The sequence below is a fragment of the Calyptranema fuscum S582 genome (genome assembly GCF_055793305.1).
Genome location: NZ_JBSLYH010000041.1, coordinates 15193 through 34637, shown reverse-complemented (window position 1 = coordinate 34637; position 19445 = coordinate 15193). Strand labels below are relative to the sequence as shown.

The 19445-nt window shown below is 43.2% G+C and carries 6 protein-coding genes; 3 read left to right on the top strand and 3 right to left on the bottom strand.

Annotated features, from left to right (window positions below):
* Positions 1–3 precede the first annotated feature (3 nt).
* A complete protein-coding gene (locus ACR6Z4_RS23520; protein ID WP_479719768.1) occupies positions 4–2049 on the bottom strand; it encodes a 3'-5' exonuclease in 2046 nt (681 codons plus the stop codon).
* A complete protein-coding gene (locus ACR6Z4_RS23515) occupies positions 2049–7574 on the bottom strand; it encodes a DEAD/DEAH box helicase (RefSeq protein WP_479719767.1) in 5526 nt (1841 codons plus the stop codon). The genes ACR6Z4_RS23520 and ACR6Z4_RS23515 overlap by 1 nt, the downstream gene beginning before the upstream one ends.
* 588 nt (positions 7575–8162) lie before the next feature.
* Here ACR6Z4_RS23515 and ACR6Z4_RS23510 point away from each other — a divergent pair.
* From ACR6Z4_RS23510 to ACR6Z4_RS23500, 3 genes are read left to right on the top strand one after another with little or no spacing between them, the layout of a single operon-like run.
* Positions 8163–10616: a sacsin N-terminal ATP-binding-like domain-containing protein gene (locus ACR6Z4_RS23510; RefSeq protein WP_479719766.1), complete on the top strand. Its 2454-nt coding sequence runs from the start codon at positions 8163–8165 to the stop codon at positions 10614–10616.
* Positions 10613–16141: a hypothetical protein gene (locus tag ACR6Z4_RS23505; RefSeq protein WP_479719765.1), complete on the top strand. Its 5529-nt coding sequence runs from the start codon at positions 10613–10615 to the stop codon at positions 16139–16141. Before ACR6Z4_RS23510 ends, ACR6Z4_RS23505 begins: the two co-directional genes overlap by 4 nt.
* A 33-nt stretch (positions 16142–16174) precedes the next feature.
* The gene (locus ACR6Z4_RS23500) at positions 16175–18892 is read left to right on the top strand and encodes a DEAD/DEAH box helicase (protein ID WP_479719764.1); all 2718 of its coding nucleotides are present in this window, start codon (positions 16175–16177) and stop codon (positions 18890–18892) included.
* Positions 18893–19046: 154 nt separating this feature from the next.
* Here the strand turns inward: ACR6Z4_RS23500 and ACR6Z4_RS23495 are convergent, their stop codons facing one another.
* Positions 19047–19370 (bottom strand): hypothetical protein, encoded by a 324-nt coding sequence (locus ACR6Z4_RS23495; RefSeq protein WP_479719763.1) that lies wholly within the window; start codon positions 19368–19370, stop codon positions 19047–19049.
* Positions 19371–19445: the final 75 nt, after the last annotated feature.

The following is a 19445-nucleotide window of genomic DNA, read 5'->3' as shown; positions in this document are numbered from 1 at the left end:
AAATCATGCCAGCACCTCTTCCAGGAAGCGGCTTGGCGGACCTACCCAACTTGCAAATACCTCATCCCGCGCCCGTGTCACACTGACATAGAGCAACTGCTTCTCTCGCTCCAGCGCAGCCTCTCGCGAAGGTTGATCAGGCATTTGGTTCACCAGGTAGATTAAGGGCATCTGATCATCGGACAGATTAATGACAAACACCACTTTGAACTCCAGTCCCTTGGCGCGGTGCATGGTGCCAAGATGAATGGCATTCGCTTGAGCCTCCACATCATGGCTTAACCGTTGATAAGGCAGTTTTGCTGCCTCTAAGCTAGATTCAACAGGTTTGAGCGCATCGTTTGTGCGAGCGAAAACGGCAATTTCGTCCAATGCCAATCCCTGCTTCAAAAGCTTCTGGATCTCACTAACGACAAATTTAAATTGCTGAGCTTGGGTTTGAAATCCATGAATTGTCGGCTCTGGCCCTCGGAGCAAACTGATAGTGCCTTTGCGTTCTTCTGGCTCTCCATTCAAGTCATCCCGACGATCGCCCACAATTTGATCGGCAAAGCTGCGAATTTGCTCAGTTGTTCGGTAATTGATGCGGAGAATGTGCGATCGCCCTCGCACATCAATCCCCAAGCTTTTCAAGTTTGTTCGTCCTGCATAAATGCGCTGCCCTGCATCCCCTAACAACATCAAGCGATCAGCCCCTTCGCCCGCAAGAGCCGCCAAAAGTTTAATCTCTTGAGGACCTAGATCTTGTAGCTCATCTACAATCACAGCATCGAAAGGACTTTGAACCTTGCCACTACTGAGTAGTTCGATCGCACGATGGCAAATTCCCGACCAGTCGTTTTCTCCCCTCATCTGAAGAGTTTTCAAAACTTGTTCAAAGATCAGCCACACCTGTTTGCGGTCTTTGACCGTTAACGGTTGTCCCCGACCGGCGCGGTTTGCAGTACGATATGCCTCCCAACTTGTAATACCTTGTGCTTGGATGACGCTTTCCCACTCCAGATACAAATAGGCAGGGCTGAGGGGACAGCCTGAATGATAGAAACGCTCAATCAGCTTCTTGATAGCATCGTCATCGACAGCTTCTAAAGTTTCTCCAGCTTGCTTTAACAACTCTTTTGCCTGCCGATGTACGGTTGTCACCGTAATATTGTTTAATTCTTCTGGTGTACAAAGCAGTTGTAAGTTGCGTTCTAGGTTACGGCAGAGGGTTGTAACAAAGCTGGTCAGCAATACTCGTTTACCCTGTCTAGCCAGATATCGCGCTCGGTGTAACCCCACAACGGTTTTGCCCGTTCCCGCTGCTCCAGTTACTTTAACGGGACCCTTAAATGTTCCAGATGCTAGTTGTTGCTGAGATGGGTGTAAGAATGCAATCCAGGTTGCTAGAGGAGCATCCAGTAGTTTCAGTAAATCCTGATTGCTATCCAAAACAGTGAAACGGCGTTTAGTATCGGGGCTGGCGATCGCTGGTTGATCTTCAGCTAAAGGTGTAGGAGGTGTCACAAAACCACCTTCTGCCAAATCCAGCAACCGTTCTGCCACCTCTTCAGGCAGTTCTAAAACGGCATTGAGCAAAACATCTTTCGAGCGAATTTGCCGAACTGTGGGCAGCCATGTTGGTGGCACTCCCAAACTCAGTAGGTAATCATCGGGATACTGAGTAAAGAGCGAAGGTTGACTGACGGGCGTTGGATCGGCTTCTACAATCGAGGCTACTACCTCTGGAGCCACGACAATTTGCAAGGCTCCCGTTTTGATGTGTCGCTCGACGGTACGGGTTTTCGCCCAGTTATAAGCATCATCATGATGGTCAACGTGTAAGACTGTCCACAAGTCCCCTTCTTTATGGAGGATTGCTCTCAGGTCATCACTAATTCTGCCAGACCACAAGTTGGCATTTTTTATTTTTGCCAGCCGTTCTATGCTGAGGCTGGGATGAGCTGGATTTTCCCAGAATTTATCAAGAAACGTCCAAACTCGATGGGCTTCATTTGCGTTCAATTTCCGGGCGGCACTGGCAAGGGAATTACTCAACGCGACTGGCATTAGTAGTCCTCCCCTAGAGCTTGCAGCACAGCTGTCGGATTCGTTACCTGCTGCTCAACTGCCAACACTTTATAGCCCTGAGCTTGCAAAGCTTGTTGAACAAGAGAAGCATCTGAGTTGTTTGAATCGACCAATCGCACAATTGCACCGTTTTGAATGATTTCTGCAATGAAGCTGCCTACCACTTGACCATCTTGCATGACATCTCCCCCTGCTTCAATTGCGATTCCCTCAATTTCAGCAAGCGCTTGAATGAAGCTGTGCCATACAGGGTCAAACAAATCTAAATCAAGGGATGTCGCAGAACAAGACTGATCAACTACAGCAGACAGCGACATTGACTGGGCAACACCGAAGACATGAGGATATTTTTGTAAAACAGTCTCCCAATTTGATTGCAAATCAAATCGAATTACTGAATAACCAAAATCTTCTAAGCATTCGGTTTGACTTGCGTCTCGTTGAGCGCGATCGGGATAAAGATGATGCGGACCATCAATATAAATGGCTGTCATTTCAGTTTCATATAAGAAATCAGGGCGAGTCTTACATGCTGAAATAGAAGCTTGAGCCTTAGATGGCAAACGGTATCCTCTTGTTTCCAAGTAATCTAACCAGTCTTGCTCTAGGGTTGATTCCACTTGCTGCATTAATTGTTCCAAGTGTTCGGAATGAGGTTTTGCAGCAGGAGCCGCAATAACTTGCGTTTGAGCTAGTTGCAGAAGTAGATTCCGTAACTCCTTGCGATCGAGCAATCCATGATCTCGTTGATTGCTATAGTTCATCAAACAGTCATAGCACGCTGCTTCACAGGTTTCCTCCGATCGTGGTCCATGATGACGATCTTCTCCGGTCTGAGGATCAAAGTGACAGATTTCTAGAGCAGTTTTGGCAACTTCAGCAAGTCCTTGAGGATCGTCTAATAGCCGCTTTAAGACACCTGCACCACCCTCTGCTGATTCATAAAACAGAATGAGACGACGATTATCGCGAGAAGGAAGGGGTTCAGCAGCCAGTTCATTATCCTCAAGCTGGTATTGCACTTGAATAGCTTGCTTTAATGCAGCTTGCAAAGATGCCATCATCTCTACTGGAAGGCGAGACGTTGGCTCCAGGAGTAGACAGTTTCGGTGATCTTTGACGAATGGAATTACGCGAGTGGTTCGAGCAGACATTGGATCAGTGTCAGTATCATCTACTGCCTGCTCATTCTTTGCCCAGTAACCGCGTTCTGTATCTAGAACAAAACCGTATTGGTTTTTATCTTTGCGTCTTGCCCAACCCAGGTTAATTCGCCACAGATCTGCTCCCTGGGCGTAAGTTAATTTTGCCAGTGTTGATCCGGCTTGTTCTACAGTGGCAACTCGATAGGATGGCTGACCACCTCGCTCTGGAAATCGAACCCCTGTCCGAATTTCATATCCAAGGCGAACTCGTTCTTCTTCATCACTATTAATCTTGTCTCGACGCTTGGTTGTTACGTTTTGAAGTTGTAATAGCGATCGCAGCGAACCATTCAACTCAGTGTTACACCGTTCACAATTGTTGAGGGTATCAGGTTCGCTCACCGAATGAAGATATCCACAACTGGGACATTGTTTTATTTGGCTTGTTGTAATCGGTTCATCAGTGTCAGAAACGGGCAGAATGACACGATTGATCAGATATTTTGAGCCTTCGTGATAAACAATTGAGCGGGGTCCAAATTCTGAGATTGCCAGAAAACGCGGACGAGATAAGTACTCCTCTCGCCCTTTTCGTCCCCGACGGGCTGGGATAAAAGCAGAGAGAGGAAGACGAGGGAAGTTATAGCCAGGAAGAAAGCCTTCACTGGCAAAGTAGCGGTAGCTGTAAAAGTCAGACTGTACCGAATTGCCGCTATCAGTCAGCAATTGTAGTTGCGCTTCTGCCTCCCGCCGTAAACGTTTTGCTTGTTCCTTGTCATTCGAGCTACGGGAAGCATCTTGAATGATTTGACTCTGAAGTTGTGCCTGGGCAAGGGCAGCTTTGTATAGATCCCGCCAGCGATCGCATGCCCGATCAAACTCTTGAGCAATATGAATGAGGACATCATCTAACCAGCGATCGCTATACCAGTCAGTTGTTTGCAACTCGGTTTGGATGGTCGCTAGAATTCGATTCGCTCTTACCCTGGTTCGCTGTCTCGGTTGAGTATCCTGAAGAACAGCTTGAACTGACTCAACCAGTGTCAAACTTGGAGTTTCGCCTACGACATCCAACAAATCCCGCAAAGTTGTGCCTAAGCTCAGTTTTGCTTCCGCCAACCAGATCGCATGAATGTGTGTTCGGATTAAATCCTCATTCCCCAAGTCCAAACGCGGTGGAGTAACTGCTCCCGTCACCATCTTTTCAGGGCGTTTGAAGAAGTATTGGTCGTGGGAACTTCCTGTAGAACAGTAAGAAAAAACTAATGCTGGTTGCCCTCCACGCCCAGCACGACCACTCCGCTGAGCATAATTGGCAGGGGTCGGTGGCATGTTCCGCAGATTGACCACATTGAGATCTGAAATATCAACCCCTAACTCCATAGTGGGTGAGCAGTAGAGTAAAGGTAACGCTCCCTTGCGGAAGTCTTCCTCCCGCTGCTCCCGCTCATCAGCTGGTACTTGAGCTGTATGTTCCCGTGCTTCTAACCCTTGAGCTGTTGCCGCAATACTGCGGTAAAAATTCAAGAAGAATGGATTGGGTTTGCTACCTTCCTCAGGTTGTTGGGGGACCCGGATCGGATCATGGAAGACCTTAGAGCCATCTCCAGCAACCCAAATTAAAGCTGATGCAGGAAGTTGATAGCCTGCCACATCGCTCTCATTACGCGGTTCCAGCACAACTTTTACAAGTTCTGCTTCCTGTAGCCCTTTCAATAAATTTTGAATAATCGTTTCCGTATCTGCTAGCTTGAGGCGATCGTGAAATTCGTTAAACGTACTAGAGCGTCGCAGGTATTGCCCAAACCCACCTCTGGCAGAAAGATAAACATAGCCACGGTAGTCATCCTTACCCCTGCCTCTGGGTAGCAGGATCGACGAGTGCTCCATGCGTTCGTTCTCATCGATCGCCCAAGGAGCAATGAGTTTTTGAGAACTAAGCTGCTGAATCTGCTCCTGAAAGAGGTTGTCTAAGTAGTCCACTTTGATCGCAAGCTCACGCCGCATATAATCCAGTAGGACTTTAGCGACTTTTGCCCGTGTCTCAGGTCGAGCCATTGCCAAGGCAGGGTGGCAGTTCTGCCAAATATCCTCTGCCTCACAAACTTCTTGCAGAGATAGATATTTGATTTCCAGTAACCCACACTGCTCCAAATTTGGAGAGGTAATGCGCCATCCGCGCCTTAAATCAAGATAAAGCCGGTAGCCCAGCACATTTCGTAGTGCTCGTTGAGTTTCTGCCAGTGCCCCAAAACGTATCGATGGATCTTCTGTATACAGTGATAGGGGTAAATTCAAGGCATCAAAGACTTTCTGGGCAATTTCTTCATGGCGCAGTCCATTGGGTCCGGCTAAATCAACTGCTTTATAAAGAGCCGCTCGTAGCAAGCCAACTTCAACAAAGTCGTTGAAATGTCCAGCTTGGAGAGAAGCATCCTGCCGATTGTCAGTGAAGCTCAGCAGTTTCTTGGCAGTGTCTTCGAGGGTCGTTTGCTTCAAGCTCAGAATCGTGGACAAACTGAGAATGGTTGTTGCCGTACTACGTCCTTCAGAACCCAGGGAAGTTAATTTACCAAAATCGGACTCTTGCCTAGCACCATAAGACACTCCACAGTTCAGGCAGAACCGAAACGGTGCTTTGAGGTAGTGCCCTGCTAAACCCTCCTTCCCAATAAAACCATCCTTCTTCAGGTGAATGGCTTGAGGCAAGTCTGGTAAACGATTCTTCCGAACCTGTGTACCCTTGGTTGGGTGCTCTTCTAACCAATCATCGGGCAATCTTTTAATCAGTGTCTCAAAATCATCAGACCAGGGATTGCTTGTGCTGACGTGAAAGAAACCAGACTCACTGGTTGTGTCATTCAGCACGTCAGTCAAGTCTCGTGGTTCAAACTTCCACTGGTCGGAGTCGGAATCGTGAGTTTTTCGGACAGAGTAGTATTCCTGCCCACACTCCCGACAAAAGACAAGAGGCAGTAACACCCGTTCCCGATCGCCAGGAACAAATTGCTGTGCTTGCAAAGTGAGATGCCGTTCGGCTTCAAGCTCTAGAGAACCGTAAACGGTATCTCCACGACTAATGAATTGGTGTAAACGAAACGCAAAGGGAGGGTAACCTGTTTCTGGGTTTGGATCACATTGATATCCTCCCAATAACCCTGCTTGAAGTGCTTCTACACATCGCTCCAGGGAAAGCCCGGTTAACTGGCTCAATTCCTGAGCAGCCCCATCTTTACCCGTTAAACTACGAGGCTGAGCACGCACGAGCCGTGAGCTACCAGGCTCAGTTCTGACTCCAAACGTACTTTCGATCCAGATTGAGAGCGGATCTGCAATAAACTCAGCGTATCTTTGTGGAGGTTGGTGAGTTGGGTCAGTAATACGGTCAGTCAAAGAACGAATGAACTGAGGGTCTTGTAGATTTCGATCTGGGGTGGTGCGTTTGAGAGTTTCGCCGATCACGTGTTGTGGATGAACCTTTGCACCAAAAAGCTGAGTGGCTACCTCTGCAACTTTCTCCTGACGTTCTTCGTAAGTGCCCGCACTAGACAATGTTGCTGAAGTTCCAACGCACTGCATCTGCTCGCTTGCCAGGCGATCGCGAACTCGCCGTACCAAGAGAGCAACATCTGCCCCCTGCCGTCCTCGATAAGTATGGAGTTCATCTAGAACTAGAAACCGTAGCCCCTGAGCCGCATTGATTAAATCTTGTTCCCTGGGTCGGGTCAGAATTAGTTCCAACATGACGTAGTTCGTCAGCAGGATATCAGGCGGATTAGCTAGAATTTTTTGCCGATCTTCCTCCGATTCCTGTCCGGTGTAGCGAGCAAAGGTAACAGGTTCTTGTCCATTCTCATATCCGCGACACAGAAACTTTTCTAGTTCCTTGGCTTGGCTATTTGCTAAAGCGTTCATGGGATAAACGACAATCGCTTGAATTCCCTGTCCCTTCCCACGCTGAAGGACATGATTCACAATCGGGACGATGTAGGACAGACTTTTACCTGAGCCAGTGCCTGTCGTAAGAACGTAGTTATGCCCACCTTTCGCTGTTCGGATCGCATCGGACTGATGCTTATGTAACCGAAGAGGTTTACCCTCGTGGGGCGGTTCATCTTTCCTTACACGAAAAATACGGGAGCATTCAGTATGGAGCGTACCCTCTGCAACTAAATCGTTTACCCATCCACCAGACTCAAAAGAAGGATTAAGCTGAATCAGAGGGTCGGGCCATAGGACACCAGCCTTAAAGCTTTCTTCAACTTTCTGGTGAATCCGGTCGTCTTGAAGCTGAATGAAGCTGACGACGTAGTCAAAGTAATCCTGGACGAGGCGATCGCGAAAGTCAAAGATATTCATACACTGGTTCGGGGTAGAACTTTTAAACCGGGGCTTTGGTCGCAGGTTCATCCCATCTCACAAAGACCCACTCACCAACTTCTCTAGTATTCCCAACACAGATACACCCACAACAGGAAAGCTTTTCAGACCTCTTCCATTAAAACAACCCTTTAGTTAATTGCCAAAGCATTCGTCTTTTCTGTTTATTGGTATGGCTACAATACTTAAGTTAAGAATACAGTTCTAAAATATTCTTATAGCAAATTAATAATTCTCTGGGACGACTTAAACGTATTTGCCTATTTATGGCAGTAGTTTAGGGATGGTGGTTATTCCCTTGGTACTATCTCGAAAGCAACATTGCTAGAGTTTTCCAGAGAGTAGTTTTACTCTATTCCCTGCTGATAAATAATCCTTCATTCTGGGTATCCTTTAGAAATGTGTAGAGCAATGGATAAAAGGCGTTCCCTCAGCTCGTGGAACTGTTTATAGCTCGTGGCACCCGCCTTGCTACAGCAGAGAGGTTATCAGTAACAACCGGGAACAGTTAAAAAGTTGCTTTGCTGGGTTGCTTGAGTCCATGCAAAAGAATCCGCGAGTTGATCAATGGCAAATCAAGAGAGTACAGGTTTTTCAGTTCCTCCAGCCGCTATCGTAAATCAAATTCAAACTCTCCTGAAGGAGCGGTACAAAGAAGGATTTCCAATTATCAAGGAAATTATTCAAAATGCTAATGATGCTGGTGCAACTCGTTTGGACATCGGAGTTAGTCAAGGACTACAGGATGATTCACTACATTCACATCTTCGTCAGCCAGCCCTTTTCTTTGTAAATAATGGAACTTTTCAAGATCGAGATGCTCAGGCAATAGGTTGGTTTGGCGTTGATTTTAATGCAGGAAATTCTGCAAAGATAGGTAAATTTGGGCTAGGGCAGAAGAGTGTTTTTCATTTTTGTGAGTCTTTCTTTTATATTGCCCGTTCTAAACTATCTCAGGAAAACACTGAATATTATCGCTTCTTAACTCCTTGGGCAGATGGGCAGCTAATGAAAGCTCAGGATAAGTTGGCAGTAGAGCAATACTTTCAGAGCACTGGACTGCTAGCTGAAGACATTTATTCAGAATATTTCATTCTTTGGCTTCCGTTAAGATCCTCAACCCAACCTCGTTCTATTCTGACCACTGTCTACAACTGTGAAACAATTCAGCAGTGTTTACCAAAAAAATTAGACATTAAAATTGGAACACTCATGCCTCTTTTGAATAAACTCAAAAAGGTTTGCTATTGGATTCCTAGTAGCCAGGGTGGTTTAAGACAAGAGTTTTGTGTTGATTTAACAACCTTGGATCAACGATTTATATATCCGAAGGAAGAAAAAGTTGCTGAACCTAACTTCCGAAATGATTTGGCAGGATCTACCCAAACTTTAGATTCCTCTATTGTTTATGGAGGATTTGAGGCGACATTATCAGAAGATCAATTCCAATGTTTGCTACCTGAGCAACTTATTCGCTCTTCTGATTTTTGGACCACTCTTCGAGACTCAGAATATTGGCCTAAACGATCAACCTATGATGATACAGGTAACCCTAAAACTGTTCCTGATAAAGCCATTCCCCACTATGGTGTAGTTTTTTCTCGTCAATCGGTTCAAGATAGTAGTGGTTTAACAATTCAATGGGCTGTCTTTTTACCATTAGCAGAAGATAACCCTGAAAATGCAGCCTATGAATGGATTTCCAGTGATGGAAATTGGAGCTATATACTCATGCTGCATGGGTACTTTTTTCTAGATTCAGGGCGACAATCTATTGAAGCCCTGAGAGACATCTATAAAGGACAACTTATATGTGAAAAGCCAGACAATGGTAATCAGATGGTTAGTGCTTGGAACACTATTCTGGCTACAAAAGGAACACTAACTGCAATTTTACCTGCCCTAAAAAAATTCTGCGAAAATCATATCCAAGATATTGATATTCAACATCTTTGTTGCTTATTGAAAAAATCTAGATTATTTAAGCAGGAGCTTTTACACAACTATCTTTATAAAAATGGCTTCTGGATTTACCGAATGCAGGCTGAACAGTCTAGCTGGCAATTGGTGGAACCAGTACAACGTATTCTAACTGTCCCTCGTCCCCCAACTTGGGAGATGTTTCCTGCTCTAACAAAGATTGCCCGTATTCATTGTTTGGTTCTGGATCATTATCCTAATCTAATTCCTAGAGATAAACCTGATCAGTGGAGCAATCAAGAGATAATAGATGTTCTTAATTCTCTAAATGTTCAGCTAACTTTTCAAAATAAAGATGAACTTCAGTTTTTAGTGGATTGGCTAAAAAGTATTTATTCATTTTCAAATCGTATTCCAAGCGAAGTGCAAGACTGCTTACAAAACAAGCTGAGAATAGCACTAGTGCAATTAGAACCGAGTTCGCTAAATTCACAAGAGTTACTTATTCAACAAACTATTTCACTGTTGGATGAGTCACGCTGGTTCTGTGTAGACTGCAAGAATAGTACTCTGTTGCAATGTCTGAATACAACGTCGAACAACGTTCTGTTGCTATCAACCAATATAGCTCCTTTATCACGGCAAACAGCATTAACTTTATCGAGTCAGGATGCCGCAGAGCTTATCTCCAGCCTAATGCGGTGCGATAGCGATCGACCACTGGTAGTTCCAATCATCCGCCAATTTGTCCACGCAGTTCCAACTCAGCAATTATCAGATTTCTGTAATCGAGTTAGCACGGTTCAATTTATCTCAGGGTACAACTGTCGAACCGAAGAACAACATTTTTACAGTTTAAACGACATCGCTAGACTTCAGGGTACGGTATTCCTAAATTCTGACGGCAGTAGATCCTTTGCCCAGGACTTGCAGAGTGTTTTACAAGAGATCGACATTGTTTTAATTGATCAAGAATTAGCAAGGTGTATTTCTTCTCTTAGAGCATGCAACCGTGCAGCTTGCTTTGATGTATTAAAACGGAAGCCAAGATTGTCTGATAACAATAATCGAAGTAACTTACTGCAAAGGTTGCTACCATGAACACGATAATACAAGAAGGCTTCTATCAAATTCGTTTTTTACTACATGGAAATCCGGATAGATACGACTCATCGGATGTACTCTATCGTGCGTCTCAAAATCTCTCAGTTTGGAGTAGGGTTGCTAGTAAAGTTTTAGAGTCTTGGCGCATTATTCCTCCAGTATTAGCAGATCAGATTCCTCCAAATCTATGGGGCACACTTAAAATTCAAGAAGTTTCTCCACAACATCTGATTGCCGAGCTAAGACCGGAATCTTTAACAGAGCAAGATCTGACAACAAAGGAAGATCGGGAAGAGGTTTTAGGTGAAATTGCGAAAAATCCAAAATACAAGGATCTCTGGAAAGGGCTGACCCTGCATGAAGCTATTGATGGCAGGCTAGTCTCTATTACAGAGAATACATATCTTAAAGACTCTAGGTTTCCGTTACCCTCAGAATTACAATCAATTGTTACTTTAATCTCTCAAACAAGTCGGTCGGAGTGGATTCCTTTATGGACTCCTCAAGCAGCAGTAGCAGTTATTTTAAGCCAACCTCATCCCTGTGAATTTTGTAATTTACTGCTCAACTTGCTTAAGAACCAAGAAAACAAATTTACGGAAGAGGTTTTGAGCCTGGTCAAGTCTACCGCTTGGTTACCCTTACGTACTGGAGGCGAAATAGCTCCTGAGAAAGTCATTTTTCTTCTTTCACCTGTACAACAAGCTATCGGTGATGATCTTAAGCAAGTCTTTCAACTAGAAAACAGCACCTATACTAGTCCCAGTACGTTGGAAATCGAAGATCCACAGAACATCCCTAATGCTATACGTAATACTTGGAGAGAGAATAGAATTCTGACATTTTTACTGTCAGAGATTCGCCAATCTAAAAGCAGTTTGATCTTGAAATTATTGCGAGTGATGGATCAACAGCAGCAGGCTGTAAGTAATGAAAATTTAGAGAAACTTAAAACAACACCGTGGTTAATAGATCAGAAAGGGAATAGAAGATCGCCTCAACAGATCATTCATTCTCCAGAATTAGAACCAGAAGCCACAGATATTCTAAAACAGGTAAATAATTGGAACTATGTGACTTACTCCATGTTGCAAGGGGATCTTGAAATTCGCTTCTGTTTAGAACATCACCAGTGGAAAACATTATTTCTTTCTGGTGAAGATGCGATTGAAAGGCTGGGTGAAGCAATCGCTCAGTTGCCTCAATACTACCTTGGTGATTTGCCTATATCTAGTTCTCTGCTAAGAAATTTAATTCGGGCTTTTCATGGCTGTGATTGGATGCCATTGCTAAGCCTATCACAGAGAATGCGAGTAGAAGAATTTCAATGTTTTGTCCTGCCACAGGCACAACAGCCAATCAATGATATTGAACGACTACTTGGAGTTCTGAACTGGTTAACAGAACAATATCCGAATCCACAACCGGAGGTAATTGAAGTTTATAACTACTACTTACAAGTTGCTTGTCAATCTGTGGATAATTTTAGTTCGGAATTGATGCCCCACATTCAATTCCTGAATCAAAGAAAACAGTGGTGCTCTCCACAAACCTTGTGCGATGGTGAGCGTTATACCGGAATTGACTCAACATCTATCTTGAACAGCAGACAGCGAGAAATTATAAGAATTCACTTAGAAAATCAAACAATAAGAGAATCCTCTCAATCTACCTTTGCTATTCCTGTCTCTCAGCATCAGCCTGTAGAAGCTGATGCTGAACAATTAGAACAATATTTCCGACCCTGGTTACCCTATTTACCTTCAGAGGCCATAGGAGGATTTCTTTGTCTATTTGCCGGAACCAATCCGGTAATTCAGGAACTAGCACAAAAATATTTACAGAGTCGTAGCTTCGATAGATTACGGGAGAGACTTTTATGGTCGGAGAAACTAAAGGAAAGAAATTTTACTATTACTATTAAAGCAGCCGATAGTGCCCTTCAGCAAGTTGGTAACTTATTGGGGGAGACTATTAGAGTTAGTCTTCAACAAGATCGGACGCCTAAGCATATATTTGTCGGACAACTTGATCATTCGATTCAGGAAATCATTTTACTCAAATTTCAGTTACCTGATGACAGTCAAAAACTATCAGACATCCTAATAAATTCAGCTGAAAATTTAATTAGACGTATTCATAAAACTGATACTGAGTCCATAAGAGATATATGGAACGATTTGCTAAATTCTCAGCAAGTGTATGTAAGAAGTACACGTAACTATATCATTAAGTATCTTCCATCTATCTTGAGAATGCTGAATGTTAAAAATCAACAGGTTAAATCCTGTTTAGATCATTTGGAAAAGCTTAGTATGGAACTTGAAGAACTTAAGGTTCGTAACGATAATGATGTCAAGGTTCAATCTGGAAGAAGAAAAATAACTAAAGAATTAGAACAAGTTGAGCAATCTCTTGGGCAATTAATTGAACATAGCAATGTATCTCTAGATGTCCTACAAGCAGTAAGAAACAAAATTAGGCAAGGGCAGTACGGTTATAGTAGCAATAGCATACCCTTTGAGTTATTTCAAAACGCTGATGATGCTTTAGTTGAATTCGAGGCGATGCTAGATTGTAAATTACCTGAAAGAGCATATTTTGTCCTAGCCTGGGCTGAAGATCAGCTAACAGCTATGCATTGGGGTAGGCCTATTAATTTGGTAACTCATCCTGATATGCCTGAACGAGTGACAGAAGACAATGGGTTTAATCGGGACCTGATTAAAATGTTGTGCTTCAATGACTCAAGTAAGGGCGAAAACGAAACTGGAAAATTTGGCTTGGGGTTTAAAACTGTTCATCTTATCTCTCAAGAACCATATGTAATTAGTGGAGATTTAAAGTTTACAATCGGAGCAGGACTATTACCATCTACTCTACCCCGCCCTGGTTTTGAAAGTGAAGATGCAAATTGGATTGACTCTTTGAAAGAGCAATTAAGGCAAGCAGTTTTATCACCGGGAATAACCGATGGAACTATAACCAATTTACCTCTTGATTTAGAAGCTACAGATAATATTGATACTGTTGTCAATGACTTTAAGCATTCTATCGGATTATTGATTGTTTTTGCGAAGCGAATAAAAAACTGTAGACTAATCAATCAAGGTAGTTCGATTGCGACATTAACTTGGAATCCGAGCCGTATTTTAGGCATTGTAGGAATTGAGTTTGGTCAGATCCAGCTTCCTACAACAGATGTAGATTTAGAGCAGTGGCAATCGTATAAACTACTGAACTTCTGCTTACCATCAGGGAATGTTGCTCTTGTTATCCCACCTAACCTTCAAAATAAATCACCACTAGCAAACTTACCAACCTTCTGGGTAACAAATCCTACTAAGGAATCTCTAGAGGTAAGATTCGTAGTGAATAGTAGTTTTGACATTACAACAGGGCGCACAAGTCTTGATCGCAATTCAACCCGTAATCAGGACCTGATTCGACAAATCGGAGAGAATTTGGGCGAAAAACTTTGTGAACTCTTCCGTTTATCGCATAGTAACTGGCAAGTACTCCGTCAAGCTTTTGATTTGAGTGAAGAAGCAGATGCTTATCAGTTTTGGGAGTTTCTGTGGAACATTTTTGTAACTGATTGGTTGCGGCTAAGTGGTGATGACACCACACTAAATTTGTTGAAGATCGGCTTTTGTAGCGAATATCGTGCATATGGTTATTTAATCTCTTGTCACACTGCTCTGCCTAATGGTTTATTTAATCAAGCTCGCCAGCTGGTGCGTGTTGATCAAATAAGGTACAAAATCACAGGTTTATTAGCAGAGCAGGAGATCTTTAGCACAGTTTTAAACTGGCACAGTTTTGCAGAATATTATCCAGCGAGTAGTTTAGTTCACCAGAATATTTGGCAGCATGTCAAGAAGTTACTGAACTCAGAACAGTACGAGCCTGATACCTTAAAAATTTCAGATGCTCTAACTCATGAATTAGGAAATTGTCATGTCAGTCCAGACATTGCTCGTTCTATTGGTCAAGTCATCAATCCTGAAAAAATGGGTATTTGGCGCACCTCACAATCCTCAGAGTACGGAAGTATTTGTGAAACTATACTCGAAACAACTATTTTCTTCATGAATCAAGCTGGAGGTTTTTTAGCGGCGGCCCTGCTGCTTAGCGATCAGACAGATAATCAGGAAGAGCAACGTTTGGTTGCGTTTGCTATGCCAAATCGCATTTTGCACTCTGATTATACTGATACAGCCCTCCAATTTTTCTTAGCTTGCCGTTCACGCCGCGATACCGTTTCTATTGAAGACTTAGTTGCCTGGGCAAGAGCTGCTAATACAGATGCTCAGAGACAGGCTATATTGGAATATTTATCACACGGTGACAGGAGTATTGAATTTGCAAGTCAATTAAGAAATGCAACTTCAGGTAGCTGGATGAAGGATGATCCTCGCATAAAAAGCTTGTTGCAAACGAAGGCAAGGCAAGAACAAGAAGAACGTGCAATTAGAGGTGAAATCGAGTGGGATGATTTACCTTCATTTGGTGATGAATCAGATGGAGCATCCTTAAACTCTCCGGATGGTTCAGTTCAAACTCCACAAGAAGATCCAGTTCAGCTTTTACGTGACATTTATCACTGGTGGCAAGTACACTACCAGGCTGAAATCAGAAGATATAATCAGCGTGTTTATCCGATTCCAATTGAAGAATTGCAGCAAGGATTGCGCGATGGAAACCGCAATGCTTGGCTAATACTCTTTTTTATGGGAGCAACCCACACGATGGGACGGACAAAGCACGAGCAGCATAGAGACTTTGTGCGTTTTTGTATAGATCACAACTGGTGGGCTACTTTCTCAACACCAGATCCTCAGGGCGATTCAGAGCAATGGATGAGCGTACTGAATGAATATATAGATTCTCTGCGTGATGATACAACTTGGTACTATTGGATGGAGAAGTACCCTAGTATCTATCAAGTTGCTATGTATTTGGATGGGTACCGAGAGTCCTTTCTAAGAGCGGATCGAATTCAAAGGCTGTTTGATTTGAGCGCTTTGACTAATCCAAGACTAGCACCTGACTTATCGGGTGGTGGAGTAGATGCTCCACCTTTACGGCTTGGTATTGGGGCTAATTTTGTAATTCGTGAGTTGGTAAGATTAGGAATCGTTGAGCCAACTCAGCATGTTCTTCCTCACTGCTTTGTTCCGAGAGCAAATGTTAGAAGAGTTATGATGCGGCTTGGTTGTCCGAACTTACAAGCATCAGATTATAGATACTCCAGGCAAATTTACCAATTCTTAGAAGAAGAGTTTACTAGATTGAAGATTTCAGGAAATCCTACCTTCCAAAGTTGTTGTGATATCCCATTCGAACTGTACGCGGAAAGCAAACAGCTCAATCTGCATAGATTTCAAGTTCGAGATGATGTGGCTTGGTATGAGGACGTTTCTGATGAGGAACATACTCAGTATGAATCTTCTGGTAACAGCAGTGATTTTGTAACTTTATCAGATGGAAGAGTAATTCCTAGATCGTATATGAATTAGCTATGAAATTAATGAGGGAGCAAGCTGATTGAGATGACTTATAACCGTGGCGATCGCGTTAAACATCTCCAATACGGAAACGGTGAAATCCTTATAGATTATGGGGAAACAGCTGTTATTCGTTTTGAACACGGTATTGAAGAATGCCCTAAGGCAAACTTATTACGTTCTCAATCTCTTGAAGATGCGATCTCTAACTCAGAGTGGCACGATCCGTTGGAAGTCATAGCGCGCACCCAAGCTCTAGCAATTCGTTCAGTTAATGATATGTGGGGTGTGTTCTCTCTAGCTCGAATCGCTTTACTTCCTCATCAGCTATGGGTTTGTCGCAAAGTTGTGCAAGAACTTCCTACTCGTTGGTTGATTGCTGATGATGTTGGTTTGGGTAAAACGATTGAAGCTGGTCTTATTCTCTGGACTTTGCTCAACAAAAATGCTGTTAAACGTATCCTCATTTTATGCCCTGCCAGCCTTGTAGAGCAGTGGCAGGAGCGATTACGCAGTATGTTCGATATTCGCATGGCGAGGTACACAACTGAGGCAGATACCCCGAAAAGTGATTTCTGGAATACTCATTCTCAAGTTATTGCTTCTCTACCAACCTTACGAAAAAATAGCAACAATCGTCATCAGCGTATGTTTGAGGCTGAACGATGGGACCTAGTTATTGTGGATGAGGCTCATCATCTTAACGCTGACGAGCAAGCAGGACCAACGCTAGGCTACACCCTCATGGCTCGTCTAATGTATGACCATAAGAAAGTAAAATCTGCCATTTTCTTTACAGGTACCCCTCACCGAGGTAAGCACTACCAATTTTTTGCACTACTCAAGCTTCTGCGTGATGATCTTTTCAATCCTTCAGATGCTATCCGCTCACTTGATGAATTGCAGATTCAGATGAGTAACTTACGCTTAGTTATGCTCCGAAATAACAAGCAGCTCGTAACAGATATGGTTGGAAAGAAACTTTTCTTTCCAACTCAAGTCTTCTCAGAAACCTATGAATATTCTCCAGAAGAGGATGCCTTTTACAGTAGACTTACAGAATTTATTTTAACTGGTAAAGCTTATGCTTCAGGGCTGAGTAAAGTCAATCAACGAGCTGTGATGTTGATTTTGACTTGCATGCAAAAATTGGCATCAAGCTCGGTTGCAGCTATCCACCGTGCATTAATAAGAAGACGAGACACAATCATCCAAAACCGCGAAGAGCTAGAGACTGTAAAGAGTAAAAAGGCTCTACTGGAGGAGCTACAAGCTTTTGATGACGATGAAACTATAAATAGTGACGAATTGAGCAAGTTAGAGGAGAAGATATTTGACCTCAGCCTAAAACTTGATCTGATGGAAGATGAAAAACCACGTCTTGAGGAACTGATCGAAGCTGCCCAAGCAGTCACTTCAGAGACAAAAATAGGTAAGATTCTTGATATTCTTGAGACTCGTTTCGCTAATCGACAAGTACTCTTTTTTACTGAATACAAAGCTACACAATCGTTGCTAATGTCGGCTCTTATAGCTCGTTATGGTAATGATTGTGTCACTTTTATTAACGGGGATGAACGAGCAGAGGAGATTAAGAATAGTGGTGGTAAAGTTGGTACTCGCTTTGAGAAGCGAGAGAGAGCTGCTGATAAGTTTAACTCTCGGCAGGTAAGATTTTTAGTGTCTACAGAAGCTGGAGGTGAGGGCATTGACCTGCAAGAGAACTGTTACTCTTTGGTGCATATAGACTTACCGTGGAACCCTATGCGATTGCACCAGCGGGTAGGTCGTCTTAACCGCTACGGACAAAAGTATCCAGTAGAGGTGATAAGTCTAAGGAATCCAGATACGGTAGAAACCCGGATTTGGGATAAGCTTAATGACAAAATCACAAATATTATGCACTCTCTAGAACAGGTGATGGAAGAGCCTGAGGACTTGCTTCAGTTAGTACTTGGGATGACTTCACCTAAACTCTTTCGAGAGGTTTTTACTGAGGCGGCGCAACACAAAGACAACTTGAGCCAGTGGTTTGATTCCAAAACAGTAACTTTCGGTGGGCAAGATGCAGTATCAACGGTTAGAGAGCTTGTAGGTAGCTGTGAGAAGTTTGATTTTCAGCAGGTATCTCCTCTACTACCACAAGTGGATTTGCCCGACCTGCAGCCTTTTTTCGAAACCATGCTTCAATTAAATAAAAGGCGCATTTCCCGCACAGATGAAGGATTATCTTTTATAACGCCAGAGCTTTGGTTAGTAGATCCAGCTATTCTTAAGCGGTACGAACATCTACATTTTGACCGAACATGTCGAGATAGAGTGAAAGTTAATAATCTTTTAGGTGTAGGTCATCGTCTGATGAGCCAAGCATTGAAACAAGCTTCAGAACTATCTAGTTGCGTCGCTCAGCTGCCTCAATTGGAAGATACCATCGTTATTTTTCAAATATCAGATCGAATAACTGGTATACAAACTAATGTCCGACAGATAGTTGTTGGCATCATAGTCAACTCAATGAATAGCCTTGATATGGCACTTCTAAAGGATTGGCGACTATTAAAATTTTTGAATCAAAGCTTTGAGAAGTCAGATAAGATGCAAAGCTCACAACATACTTCTATAAATGTAAACGATACATTGGCTTTATTGCATGCAGCGGAAGCTTACCTTCACAGTCAATTGAAATATTTGGATATACCTTTTCAATTTCCCAAACTTCAGGTTTGTTGCCTACTCTATCCCATTCAGGGGACTGGCGGTTGAATGCTTTCTAGTTCTCTAAGACTTATAGATGCAAGATATAGGGTATAGATTATTAGTTTGCAAGGTAAAAAGAACTTGCGTTCTTCTAGTTAAGAATTGAATGATTTACTACTGCTACTGACTGAAGTCTAGGAGGATTTTGTTAATCTGCTAATTAACTAGTTTCTAGTACTTCAACGGTTGTATTTGCTTGGCGATCGATCAATGCTTGAAGCATGGATAGTTGCTGTTCTAACTCAGTAATCGCTTCTCGTCGTTGAATTCTAGCTTGCCAATCGCGATACTTCTCACTCCCGGCTTTGCCCAAGTGCTGGTTCTTGTACTCGGGGTTCTTGCTGGTGAGTTTGTAGTAAAGGTGGTTACCTTTTGGTGCAGGGCTGATCCACACGTTGAGTGGAGCAACACTGCCGGAGTTGCGAATGGTTTGGAGCAGGGCAAGCAGGCGTTCTCGTTCAGCTTCCAGATGAGGACTAACCATTTTCTGTCGATTAGAGCACATATCGACAGAATTATATGAGATTGGCTATTCTGTCGCTTTGGATTAGGAGCGACA

Coding starts and splice junctions, on each gene's coding strand:
- ACR6Z4_RS23500 (WP_479719764.1), top strand. CDS start 16,175: ATGACTTATAACCGTGGCGATCGCGTTAAACATCTCCAATACGGAAAC.
- ACR6Z4_RS23515 (WP_479719767.1), bottom strand. CDS start 7,574: ATGAATATCTTTGACTTTCGCGATCGCCTCGTCCAGGATTACTTTGAC.
- ACR6Z4_RS23505 (WP_479719765.1), top strand. CDS start 10,613: ATGAACACGATAATACAAGAAGGCTTCTATCAAATTCGTTTTTTACTA.
- ACR6Z4_RS23520 (WP_479719768.1), bottom strand. CDS start 2,049: ATGCCAGTCGCGTTGAGTAATTCCCTTGCCAGTGCCGCCCGGAAATTG.
- ACR6Z4_RS23495 (WP_479719763.1), bottom strand. CDS start 19,370: ATGGTTAGTCCTCATCTGGAAGCTGAACGAGAACGCCTGCTTGCCCTG.
- ACR6Z4_RS23510 (WP_479719766.1), top strand. CDS start 8,163: ATGGCAAATCAAGAGAGTACAGGTTTTTCAGTTCCTCCAGCCGCTATC.